The organism is Balnearium lithotrophicum, assembly GCF_900182585.1.
In the GTDB taxonomy this organism is placed as follows: Bacteria; Aquificota; Aquificia; order Desulfurobacteriales; family Desulfurobacteriaceae; genus Balnearium; species Balnearium lithotrophicum.
Genome location: NZ_FXTM01000010.1, coordinates 24,587 through 37,325 on the forward strand (window position 1 = coordinate 24,587; position 12,739 = coordinate 37,325).

Below are 12,739 nucleotides of genomic sequence, written 5' to 3' on the forward strand. Positions count from 1 at the left end.
TCTAAACTTCCCTTAGTAATTTTTCCCAGTCCTTAACAATATTTTCGACATCAAAATCCCTAGCTCTCTCTAAAGCCTTTTTTGAATACTTCTTTCTTAATTCTTCATCTTGTAGAAGTTTTCCTAAAACTTCAACCCAAATTCTTTCCCTTTTCTCCAAAGGTTTATTAGCCTTCTTGAACTCCACATCAAACGGAGGCATGAGTACCCCGTACTCTGCAAACTCAGGCTCTTTAGTTTGATAGTTGAAGTCCGTATCTGGAGATAGAATCTCCCTTGGGCCACTTCTGCAGTCAGCTGAGACTACAGGAATTCCACAAGCCATAGCCTCAACTAAGGCATTAGGGAATCCCTCCCATAGGGATGGAAAAACAAACAGTTTTGAACGGGATATGTACTTAAATGGATTTTTTTTAAATCCCAAGAAGTAAACGTCAAAATCACCACTTAGCTTATCCCTATCCCATAGGTAGGTTCTAAGGCCTAAATTCTCTGATAGCTTTACCAAGTAATCCTTTAACTCACCATCTCCAAGTAGAAGGAGTTTTAGCTCTGGAAATTTCTTCTTCAGTTCTCTGAAAATTCTTAGTAAATACCATTGACCCTTTGGCTTTGTTAACCTGCCGACGGTAATAATAAAGGGAGCTCCCTCGAAAATTCCCTCTACAGGCTCTTCTGATAAATTCTGTATTAGATGAATGGGATACGGATTGTAAATTATCTTGATTTTCTCCTCTGGAACTCCAAGCTTTATAAGGCTGTTTTTTACTCCTTGGGAAACTGCTACAACAGTATCTGCTTTTGGATATAAAATTCTAACTAAAAATTTATTAACAACTCCAAATCCCCTGTGACCTTCTAATTGATTCATTCTCACCGATATTACAGTTTTGTGCTTTTTAAATAAATTTGAAACTATGTTAACAAAGTTTGCCCTTTCTAAGAAGGAAATGACGGTATCCTTATTTTTTAATTGGGAAGCCAGCCTCCATGAGTAAACAGGAATAAACAGCGTTTTATACAGCGAATTAGTTTTTATTGTATGTTCAGATAAAATAAAAATTTCTTCTTTGGAAACTTCAAACTTAACACCTTTTTCTAACAAAAATACCTTTTCTACATTTAAAAAAGGAAGAAGTCTTACTAAAGCTGCCTCTGCTCCACCACCTTCAAGAGAGTTAATCAGAAATTTTAAGGACATTAACGATTCTCCCGGCACATTAAAATCCCTTCCCAGTCCTTAACAATATTTTTAACATCAAAATCCCTAGCTCTCTCTAAAGCTTTTCTTGAATACTTCCTTCTTAGTTCTTCATCTTGTAGAAGTTCTCCTAAAACTTCAACCCAAACCTTTTCCCTTTCCCCTAAAGGTTCATTAGCCTTTTTGAATTCCACATCAAAAGGTGGCATAAGTACTCCGTACTCCGCAAACTCAGGCTCTTTAGTTTGATAGTTGAAATCCGTATCTGGAGATAGAATCTCCCTTGGGCCACTTCTGCAGTCAGCTGAGACTACAGGAATTCCACAAGCCATAGCCTCAACTAAGGCATTAGGGAATCCCTCCCAGAGAGATGGGAAAACAAAGACCTTCGAACGAGATATGTACTTGAATGGGTTCTTTCTGAACCCTAAAAAGTAAACGTCAAAATCTCCACTTAAGTCATCTCTATCCCATACGTAGGTTTTAAGGTTCAGGTCCTCAGATAGTTTTACCAAGTACTCCTTTAACTCTCCATCTCCAAGCAGGAGGAGTTTCAACTCTGGAAACTTTCTCTTAAGTTCCCTGTAAATCCTGAGTAAGTACCATTGTCCCTTTTGTTTTGTTAATCTACCAACTGTCGCTATTGTATCTCTGTTTTCGAAAACAATTTCATCGTTGTTAAGTCTTTCTTTGCTTAACTTTTGAATATTCTCAAAATAAAAGGGATTGTATATGGTAACAGTTTTTCTCTCATCAAGTCCAAAATTTTCTATCAAGTCACCTCTTGCGTTGTTTGATATTGTTACCATGAAATTGGCTCTGTTGTAAATGTGTTTAAACATAATCTTGTACAGGAAGACTGTGATTTTTCTCAGTAAACCTTTACCAAGAAAGGGGTCATTCTTCAGCGTTTCTGTATAGTTAACGCGAAATGAGGTTATACATAATTCTTTTCCCTTAGATAGAACGTTTATCAGGTTTGCTGGTTCAAGAAAACTTATGCAAACATCTATGTTCTTTTCCTTTTTTATTTTTTTAGTTAGATACACTCGTCTAATTAAATTTAGAAACTTTGTTCTTAGACCTTTAGACGGTGGAGCTCCCAAACATATTATTTTTTCCCTCGGGACATCGTAAGCTATGTCACTATCATCAAAAACTATTAAGTAATCGAAGTTTAGAGCTCTAAAGAGGTTTACAGCTACCCTCTCAGCTCCTCCCTTAGCCAAACTGTTAATCAAAATTGCCTTAGACATTCCTCAACCTTGCCTGAAAGTAAAGGTATATCCCTCTTCCCTTCAATTTGTAAGAGTATGCTAATGTCATAGGAAAAAGTAGTTTATTTCTGAAGCCTTTTAGTAGTTTTAAAATCCTATAGTAGGGTGATGGATTAATTTTATCCATATCCTCAACTTTTACTGCATTTGCAAGTTTTTGATTTTGCAGAGCTTTTCCCTTCAGGATTACTTTTAATCTATCAATACCACTTCCAAAAACTTTTTTTTCTATGTAGGCAGGGAGTTCTTCCTTTGGAAAGTCCAATTTATAAACCTCTACATTTGAGAAGCCTACTAATTTGAGGGTATTTTCGAGAGCTCCCTTTGAAAAACGAAGAAAGTGGTGGGGAGGATAATCACCATTGAAATACTTCCAGTCAACTTCACTAAACAGTCTTTCCCTATTTGGAACAGAACCGGCAATATATCCTCCCTCCTTGAGTAAACTTTTAACCATTTCTAAAAAATTCCTCAGTTTGTCCTGGTGTTCAAGAACCTCAAAGAACGTTACTACGTCAAACTTTACGTTTTTTTCTTTTGCAAACTCACAAAACTCCTCAAGACTCATAGGATAAACTGTCTCAACCCCTAACGATTTCTTTACTACCTCAACACTTTTTTTATCAAAGTCGATTCCCCAAACTTCAAAGCCATGTTTCTGGGCTTCTCTAAGAAAGATTCCATCACCACACCCAATGTCTAATAGTTTTCCTTTTATTTTCCCTGGAAAATACTTTAAAAAAGCTTTGTGATTTTGACCTATCTTTGTCCTGACTCCCTCATGAAAGGAGGTATACAAATTGAAGACGTCATTTTCGTAGAATTCTGGAACCATTCTAAGAGGTTCCCACCACTGAAGTTCACACTCAGGACACTCGTAAAGTTCGTACTTTTGATTATTAAAGGGTGATTCGTATGCCTCAATGAAACCATCCTTTTTAACTTCTGTTCTGCATATCGGACACTCAACGTAACTATTACTTTTCATAAGATTTATCTCCTAAATAGAGAATTAAATAACTAAATCCGCAAATTAAAAGATATGCTCCAAAGGTACCAAGGCATATTCCCATTATGCCAAGCTCATATACAACTACTAAAAAGTAATTTAAGAGGGCATTCACAACTACCCCAGCTACAGCAACAAAGAAAACAGGTTTAAGGTTCTCCTTTATCTGAAAAACCCTGTAGAATAGCGGCCACAAAAACATAAGAGGAATACTTAGAGAGTAGTACTTTGTAGCCTCGGCTGTGAGAGTTACATCTGTTTTAGAAAAAGCTCCATAGCCAAACAGGAGTTTAACAATAATCTTGGATAAAAAGAAGAAAATAAAAATTATTGGTATAGAAAAAATCAAAACTTTTTTTACATAAAAGTTTAATTTACTTAAACTTCCCCTTGTTTCCGAAAGGGATGTTATAGCCATATGCTCTAATCTCAGTATTACTCTTGGTATAGAAGCTATGGTAAGTCCATAGTAAAGGGAAGAAATTGATTTTTCACCAAGCAGTGAGGCAAAAGCTCTATCGACTACAACAAAGAGGTGAAAAACTCCGTAGAGTGCTGAAAGGAAGAAGAAGTGTTTTAGTAGTTTTTTTGTTGTTTGATTGAAAAAGAGAGATAAATGGATAAACTCTCTTCCGACGTAGAGCATATAGATAGTAGCAACAACTTGTGCAAGTGATAGAGAAATTGGTAGAACAATCCAGCTTTTAAAGAGTGCTAATCCAGTTACAGTGAATAGAAAAGTAACAAAGGAGAATATGAATTCCCCTATAAAGTAGGGAGTAAATCTCCTAACACTCCTTAAAATAGCTCCAAAGTGGTGAAACAAAAAGCTCAAAAGCAGATAGGGCATTAAAAGAAAGTAGGATAGTTTTGTATAGGTAACAGCTTTGGCCTTAAAACCCACTGGAATTTTTAGAATGAAGGGAAGGGAAACTACAGATAGAAATCCCACTGTAAAGATGAGAAAAAGGGTAAAACTGAAGAGTAGTCCTGTGAGTCTTTCAAACTCTTCCTGATTTTCTAACCTTGCTTTGACGAGGTTGGGGACCCCTATAGAGTCAAATACATCTGCAAATATAAGAAAGATTCCTATGAGGGAGAGAGCCATAAAAAAGGCATCTGTCTGGATACTAAAACCTAAAAGTACGGCAATGGCTATGTGTTTAAGATACCCAAATCCCCTTGCAACAATGCTAATAATCGAACTTCTTACTAATGCATCTAATATGTTTTCTTTGTCTGCTACATTAAAAATTGCACTAAAGAATTTAGTCACTTTAATCCCTAAGCCTTGGAATTTAAATCTTGGTTATGTTATAAAACGGAACTACTTTTGATAAGATTCTTTTTATGACTGTCAAATCAGGTTTTTCTTCAACAATCTTCTCCAAGTTATCTAAATATTGTTTTAACTCTTCAAAAGTTAATACTGTAGGATTTCTTGCTATGTATATTTTACTGTGGTAAGTTTTTTCTGTACCTTCCTCTGCGGTTAATAATTCTTCAAAGAGTTTTTCTCCGGGTCTTAAACCAGTAAATACAATATCTATATCTTTATAGGGTTCAAGTCCTTGCATTTTAATTAGCTCTTCTGCAAGGGTAACTATCTTAACAGGTTCTCCCATATCCAAAACGAAAACCTCTCCTCCATTTCCCATAGCTGCTGCTTGGAAGACAAGTAAAACTGCTTCGGGTATTGTCATGAAATACCTTTTCATCTCGGGATGGGTTACTGTCACAGGGCCACCTTTTTTTATCTGTTCGAGAAAAATAGGAATAACACTTCCTCTGCTTCCAAGAACATTGCCGAATCTAACAGATATAAACTTGGTTTTACCTAACTGATTAAAACTGTTGCAAATTATTTCTGCAAATCTCTTAGTAGCTCCCATAATACTCGTAGGGTTTACTGCTTTGTCTGTAGATATATTTACAAATTTCTTTACTCCGTACTTAACCGATAGTTCTGCAAGATTGTACGTTCCAAAAATGTTAGTTTTTACAGCTTCTTCTGGAAAATATTCCATCAGAGGAACGTGTTTATATGCTGCTGCATGGAAAATTATATCTGGTTTGTAATTCTGAAAGATTCTTTCAAGTTTCTTCTTGTCTCTAACATCGGCAACTATAGGAATAAAATTTGCTCCCTTTCTTCTTAATTTATCACTTAATTCTAAAGTTAAGTTATGGAGCTCCGTTTCATCAATTTCTAATGCTATCAGCGTGTCGGGATTAAATTCAATTAATTGTCTTACTATTTCGCTTCCTATGGAGCCTCCAGCTCCCGTAACTAATATTTTCTTTTTGGAGATTAAATCCGATATTCTTTCTCTTTCTATTTTTACCTCTTCTCTAAAGAGCAGGTCTTCTATTGATATATCTTTTAAGTCTTTAATAGGTAACTCTGCTCTATCTGGGAGGTGTTTTAAAGCCGGAATAATCTTTGTCTCTTTTACTCCTGAGTTCCTTAAGATATTGTAAATTTTTCTTATAGCTTTATGATTAAGACTGGGGATAGCTATTACTCCAACTTCTATCTTGTTTTCACTAACTATTTCTGGAATGTCATTTATTTTTCCTAATACCGGGATCCCATGAATTTCTGTTCCTATTTTATTTGGATCATCATCAACAAATGCTATTGGTTTGTAACCTTTTTCTTGAAGTAATCCTCTTGCAATTCTTTCTCCTGTTGTTCCTGCTCCAACAATTAAAGTATTTTTTCCTTGTTTATCTAATTTGAAACTTTCCAGATAAATTCTCTTGGATATTCTTAAAAATCCTGCAAGTACTAGTGAGATTAAGAAATCTATAATTACAACAGACTGAGGAATAGATATTTTGTTAAACTCCATCTGTAGTAAGGAATTGATAATAAAAACTATTAGCGAAAATGAACTTAACCCACCTAAAATTCTTAAAAGTTCTTTTATACTTACAAATCTCCAGTTTATGCTGTAGATTCTAAATAAATAAAAAAAGAAAACCTTAAATATAACAAAAATAGATAGCCATAAAATTATAATGTCTTTGTAATTCTGAGGAATTACAAACTCAAATCTGAGTAAAAAAGAAGCTATAAAACTAAGTATAAATATAAGAGTATCACTTAACAGAAAAAAAACTAAGCGCTTCTTTTTGGTAGGCTTCAGCCAAGTTTTAAGTTTGTTTTTCATCTTATAATCCTTAAGAGAGTCCTTAAAATTAGCTTCAAATCGGTAAAAAAGCCGATGTTTTTTAAATATTTTTTATAATATTCAATTTTTTCAGGTAAAACTCTCTCAATATATACTTTTTCTGTATTATCAGCATTCTCTAAAATTTTCTCTTCATCAATATACTCCAAAGCAGCGTAGTCGGTAATTCCTGGTTTTACTTTAAGGATTTGGTCATAATCATCCTTATACTTTTCAGCATACTTATAAACTTCGGGTCTCGGACCAACTAAACTCATATCACCTTTCAAAACATTTATGAGCTGGGGAAATTCATCTAACTTGTATTTTCTTAAGAATTTGCCTATTCTTGTAACCCTTGGGTCGTTTCCCTTTGTAACCAGAGCTCCCAATTTTTCCGCATTTTCAACCATGGTTCTGAACTTGAATATTTTAAAAGGTTTCCAGTTTTGTCCTACCCTTTCTTGCCTAAAAAAGATACTTCCACCATCTTCCAATTTTATAAGTAAGGCTATTACAGTGAAAAATGGAAACAGAAAAATTAAACCTATCAGAGATAAAGTAAAATCCATTAATCTTTTCATGTACTTTTGATACAGCATAACTTACCTTTTATTTCTCTTTGCTATATCTATTACATTTTCAATTACGTAATTAACTTCTTCTTTTGTCATTCCAGGAAATATAGGAAGTGACAAAACTCTTTCAAATATCCATTCACTGTTTGGGAATTCTTTCGTACTGTAATTAAATCTGCGCTTGTAGTAAGTAAACCGATAGAGAGGAATAAAATGAACACTTGTTCCTATACCCCTTCTCTTTAGTTTCTCTATAAATTGGTTTCTATCTATTTTTAAAGCCTTAAGGTTTAATTTGAGTGGATACAGGTGCCATGAAGAAACTCTATCTTTTTTAACTTTATAAGGAATTAATTCCTCACACTCTCCAAAAGCTTCATTATACTTATTTGCTATCTTTTCCCTTTCCTTCCACATCCACTCTAATTTTTTTAACTGAGCAAGTCCTAAAGCTGAGTTTATGTCGGTAGTATTGTACTTATAACCGTTATCTAAAACGTCGTACTCCCAGCTTCCCTCTTTTGTGTATCTCTTCCATGCATCCTTGCTTATTCCATGAAGTCTCAATACCTTCATCATCTCAGCCCATTCATCGTTATCCGTTGTAACCATTCCACCTTCACCTGTTGCAAGAGTTTTTGTGGCATAAAAACTAAAAGCAATTAAATCCCCTATAGTTCCAACTTTTCTACCTTTATACCATGCAGGAAGGGAATGTGCAGCATCCTCTACAACGTAGAGATTGTACTTTTCAGCTATTTCCAAAATTTCGTCCATATCTGCAGGTTGTCCTGAGTAGTGAACAGGAATTATTGCCTTTGTTTTTGGAGTAATCTCCTCCTCTATCTTTGATACATCTATAAGGTGTGTTTCCTTTTCTACATCCACCAAAATAGGCTTTGCCTTAAAATAATTTACTACTTCGGCAGTAGCAACAAATGTAATTGCAGGAACTATAACCTCTTCTCCTTCCTTTAGCCCTATAGCTCTTAGCGCTAGGTGGAGAGCTGCCGTACACGAATTAACAGCAACAGCATTTCTACAACCTATATAATCTTTAAACTGACTTTCAAACTCAATTGTTTTCTTTCCCATGGTAATCCAGCCTTTTTTCAGGCTGTCAACAACCTCATTAATTTCATCTTCTGTTATACATGGTTTATGGAAAGGGATTTGCATAACTTCACCTCTTTTACGACTTATAAATTTTCTAGAAGATTTGCATATTTCCTTGCTAATTTAGTGTAAGAATGATTTTCTATAACATATTTTCTACCATTTTCACCTAACCTTTTTCTTTCCTCAGGATTCATCTTATATAACTTCAAAATAGCATCTGCTATTGCTTCAGGATTCTCTGCTTCAACTGATAATCCACAATTCGCCATCGTTACAATATCATTTTTTGTATTTATTGCATGAATTATTGGTTTAGCTGCATACATATAGTCAAAAATTTTATTTGGAGAAACACCATATTTGAATAGATTTTTTTTCCTCAATCCTATGTAACACACATCTACTAGGCTTAGTAAACTTTGAATTTGATTTTTAGGAATAGCTGGTAAAAACTTAATATTACTGTAGCCTTGAGCTAATTTTTCTAATTTTCCTTTTTCTCCCCCTTTCCCTACTATCAGAATCAATATATCTTTATAATTTCTTAAAATTTTCCCCGCTTTAATTAAATATTCTAATGCATTGGCAATTCCAATGGTTCCAGTATAAGCAACTATAAACTTGTTTTGCGGAATTTTGTTTCTTATATCTTCAGATAAAGGTTCAATTCTTGACATTTCCTCCAAATCTATACCATTTGGTAAATATATAAAATTTCTATTAAATCCATTTTCCTTTAAATACTCTCCATAATTTGGCAAAACAGATACAACCAAATCAGCTTTTTTTATTGCTAAAGTTTCACAGTATTTAAGCAGTCTAATAAAAGGATGTTTTGGAGAATAGTTACCAAGTTCAACAATAGATAAAGGCCATATATCCTTAACTTCAAAAATAAACTTTGAAGAGAAATTTTTTACGAGTTTAATAGTCGGAATAACAGGTAAAGTTTCCATCGGAGAAAGAATAATATAGTCAGGTCTTGATAATTCGTTTAGGGGTAATTTAATTAGAGAATAAGTAAAATTAATCCACTTTAAAACTCTTCTTTTGTCCGTTGAATTTGAATATTTAGGAACTTTTATCCACAGGTAATTTATACCATCAATATTTTCTGATCTGAATTTATTATCTACCTTAGGAGGATTTCTAAAAAGATGAGAGAAAGATGCAGTTATTATAGTTACGTTATAGTTAAGTTTGGTTAATTCCTTTCCTAAATAGTAATGTCTGAATTCCATACCATGATATGGAGAACCAGCATACTCATTAATTATCCAAATATTCTTCTTCACGACTTTACTAAAACCTCCACTATTCTATCTGAAGCATTTCCCCTACCGTATAGAGAGCCAATATTTAATTTTTCCTCCATTTTAGTTACCATCTCTGTAACACATTTAACGATATCCTCCTTCTTGGTTCCAGTGAGTTTATTAAAACCTATTTCTATTAATTCGACCCATTCTGTTTCATTTCTTGGAATTACACAAGGAGTTCCCCAGAAATAACCCTCTTTTTGAACACCACCAGAGTCTGTTATTATAAGTCTTGCATTCTTTTCTAAAGCCAACATTTCAAAATAAGATACAGGAGGGATTAACAACAAATTTTTACTTTTAGAATGAACATCTATGCCAAAATTCCGCAATGCTTTCTCAGTTCTTGGATGAATAGGAAATAATATTTCCCATCCTATCAAAGCAATTTCATTTAATGCCTGCCAAATATTTTCTAAATTCTCTTTTACGTCTGTATTTTCAGCTCTGTGTATTGTAGCTAATATAAATCTCTTTGGTCTTACATTATGTTTTTCTAAAATTTCCTTCTCATTAACTCTCTGAATACTCTCCAAAGCAACATCGAACATAACATCACCAACATTATATATACCATTAAATATCCCTTCTTTATGAAGGTTTTTAACAGCTGTTTCTGTAGGTGCAAAAAGCCATTTAGAAACATGGTCCGTAAGAACTCTATTTATTTCCTCAGGCATTTCCTTATTAAAACTTCTTAATCCTGCTTCCACATGAGCTACAGATATATGAAGTTTAATCGCTGCTAAAGCACCAGCTAAAGTAGAATTTGTATCGCCGTAAACTATTACAACATCAGGTTTTTCTTTCAACAAAACTTTTTCTATTTCTATAAGCATTTTGCCAGTTTGTTCTCCGTGATTTCCAGAACCAATTCCAAGATAATATTCAGGCTTTGGTAGTTCCAATTCTGAAAAGAACACATCAGACATATTAAAATCGTAATGCTGTCCAGTATGAACAAGAATTTCCTTAATCCCTTTAGTTCTTAGCTTCTTGGAAACCAACGCAGCCTTTATAAATTGCGGCCGCGCTCCTACAATGGAAATAATTTTCATTCTTCAAGCTCCTTTATAGCTTCTTTGTAAGACACAAATTCAAATCTATTTTTTATAAGATATCTTATTAGCCAAATATACCAATTTTTCCAACTTAAAAACGAATCTGAAAAATATCTGTCGTGAAATAATATTGAAATATATTTGATATTTTTATTAAATAAAGCTTCTATTAATTTTTTTGTTTCATCTTTAATTTCACCAAAAGTTTTACTTTGCCATCTTTTTCCTCTTCCTTGAATCACATAACCATCCATAATGTGCAAAGGGAATTCCCACATATCTCCAATTTTAAACGGGTTTATCTCCTTAAAAACAGAAGAATCAAATAAATAACCGGCTTTGGAAAGATAATTTAATGTATCCTTTCCTACTCTTAAGTAATGCATGCGAATACCAAATCTATTTTTACCAGATATTTTTTTAAAGGTTTCAAATTCTCTTTTTATATCTAAAAAATCATTAAACGCTATACCATGAACACCAACATCAAAGCCAGAAAACTTGACAAGATTTATATAATCTCTAGCATCTTTTAAGTTGTAAGACAACCCTAATCCATTTGATACCCCAAAGAAAAAAGTAGCAGGAATATTGTACTGCTTATTAAACTCTATCAGTTCAGAAATATTGTTCCATTTATTTTTTATAAAATTTTTAAATCTATCAACATATTCATTTACTGAAATAGAACCAATTAACAACTCTATTGAAGACCTTACAATAAACTTTGGTATTATCAAATCCCTTTTATGTTCCCAAACAGTTAAGTGATCAACATCATGTGAGATTATGACTTTCATCTATCAATGTTCCTTCACACTAATTTTTGCATTTATGGTAGTATTTTAAATTAGCCTCTAAAATTATAAAAAACAATAGCAATATTGTAAATCTGTAAGGATCATAGGTTATAAATAATCCACGCAATATTACATAAATTATAATAAAATTAGATATAAATTTTAAATATTCGAATTTTTTGAGCGAGTAAAATAGGAAAAGAACTAAAGTCATAAAGTAGAAAAAAAATCCTAATAGTCCGTATTGGATTGTAAAGAAAAAAAACATATTATGATAATCTCTTCCACCTGTGAGTATTTTATTGGCTTGGTCACCTAAACCAGTTAAAATGCATTTATCTAAATTGGAAAAGTAGGTTTGAAAGATATAAGCTCTAGTTCTATCTCCAACTTTTGCAATGAAACTTAGCCAGTCTTGGAAATTCGAACTGAATATTAGATGATTAGCTAATAGAAGTTTTTTAATTTGCTCATTAGAGATAAGTAAATTATATTCTACATAGTGATTATTAAGGTATTTAAGTAGTATGACAAATATCAAGGTGAATAAAACTGCTAATCTATTTCTTTGTAAGATTAGAGTTATTAGTAAAGATAATAAATAAGCTACTAAGTGTGATTTAGAAAAATGGAGCAAGGGAAGAAAGTAGACAAAAGTTAGAAGTAATTTGTTAGGTTTGTAATATTTGTAGTATATCCAACCTGTTGTGAAAGTTATAAATATGATATATAAAGATAATTCATTAGATGAGAAATTAAAAATGGTGCTATTTTTCATTAAAATTTTCCCATGTTCTTTATCATAATGTCCAATGATAAATGAGAAGATGAATTGAAATAACAAAGATAAAATAAATAAAATTTTAATTATTAAGGATAAATTATATTTATATAGTACACTATAATTTAAAAAAAATAAAATTGGGGTTAGTACGAAGAGTATAGCTTTTATGGGAAGAAATAAAGAGGAGGATTGACCTGTAAATATAGTTATTATCATGGTTATTCCTACTAAGAAAATCAGTAAAAATAGTAGTTTAATATTTATTATTTGTTTATATATGTCAGAAATAAAAAAAGGTTTATGAATAAAAAGAAGTAAACTTAATGAATAAAAAAAGACTGTTAAAGTTAAATAGTTTATTGGAAAAATAATCATCGTATTAAAGAACCAAGATAAAATTAAAAAGGAAACTAAC

The 12,739-nt window shown here is 32.6% G+C and carries 10 protein-coding genes; all 10 read right to left on the reverse strand.

Translation table 11 applies throughout. The features are described 5' to 3' along the window. Nucleotide 1 precedes the first annotated feature (1 nt). Genes FN732_RS04620 through FN732_RS04665 form a run of 10 tightly spaced genes read right to left on the reverse strand, consistent with a single transcriptional unit; the run spans nucleotide 2 to nucleotide 11,540 of the window. Nucleotides 2–1,201 carry a glycosyltransferase gene (locus FN732_RS04620; RefSeq protein WP_142935248.1) on the reverse strand — a complete coding sequence of 400 codons (1,200 nt, stop codon included), beginning with the start codon at nucleotides 1,199–1,201 and terminating at the stop codon, nucleotides 2–4. Next, complete coding sequence (locus FN732_RS04625; protein ID WP_142935251.1) at nucleotides 1,201–2,457, reverse strand: glycosyltransferase; 1,257 nt, start codon at nucleotides 2,455–2,457, stop codon at nucleotides 1,201–1,203. Before FN732_RS04625 ends, FN732_RS04620 begins: the two co-directional genes overlap by 1 nt. After that, entirely contained in the window at nucleotides 2,450–3,466 is a 1,017-nt protein-coding gene (locus tag FN732_RS04630; protein ID WP_142935253.1) for a class I SAM-dependent methyltransferase, read from the reverse strand. The genes FN732_RS04625 and FN732_RS04630 overlap by 8 nt, the downstream gene beginning before the upstream one ends. Then, nucleotides 3,456–4,763, reverse strand: coding sequence for a lipid II flippase MurJ (locus tag FN732_RS04635; protein ID WP_221928597.1), 1,308 nt, complete (start codon nucleotides 4,761–4,763; stop codon nucleotides 3,456–3,458). Before FN732_RS04635 ends, FN732_RS04630 begins: the two co-directional genes overlap by 11 nt. 22 nt (nucleotides 4,764–4,785) lie before the next feature. Next, complete coding sequence (locus tag FN732_RS04640; protein WP_142935257.1) at nucleotides 4,786–6,663, reverse strand: polysaccharide biosynthesis protein; 1,878 nt, start codon at nucleotides 6,661–6,663, stop codon at nucleotides 4,786–4,788. Further along, a complete protein-coding gene (locus FN732_RS04645; protein ID WP_221928598.1) occupies nucleotides 6,660–7,247 on the reverse strand; it encodes a sugar transferase in 588 nt (195 codons plus the stop codon). Before FN732_RS04645 ends, FN732_RS04640 begins: the two co-directional genes overlap by 4 nt. A gap of 21 nt (nucleotides 7,248–7,268) precedes the next feature. Continuing rightward, on the reverse strand, nucleotides 7,269–8,420 hold the full coding sequence (locus tag FN732_RS04650; RefSeq protein WP_142935264.1) for a DegT/DnrJ/EryC1/StrS family aminotransferase: 1,152 nt from the start codon (nucleotides 8,418–8,420) through the stop codon (nucleotides 7,269–7,271). A 20-nt stretch (nucleotides 8,421–8,440) separates the two neighbouring features. Further along, complete coding sequence (locus FN732_RS04655) at nucleotides 8,441–9,655, reverse strand: glycosyltransferase family 4 protein (protein ID WP_221928599.1); 1,215 nt, start codon at nucleotides 9,653–9,655, stop codon at nucleotides 8,441–8,443. Then, nucleotides 9,652–10,737: a non-hydrolyzing UDP-N-acetylglucosamine 2-epimerase gene (gene wecB / locus FN732_RS04660; protein WP_142935266.1), complete on the reverse strand. Its 1,086-nt coding sequence runs from the start codon at nucleotides 10,735–10,737 to the stop codon at nucleotides 9,652–9,654. The genes FN732_RS04655 and wecB overlap by 4 nt, the downstream gene beginning before the upstream one ends. Next, nucleotides 10,734–11,540, reverse strand: a complete 807-nt coding sequence (locus FN732_RS04665; protein WP_142935268.1) for a polysaccharide deacetylase family protein — start codon at nucleotides 11,538–11,540, stop codon at nucleotides 10,734–10,736. The genes wecB and FN732_RS04665 overlap by 4 nt, the downstream gene beginning before the upstream one ends. Nucleotides 11,541–12,739: the final 1,199 nt, after the last annotated feature.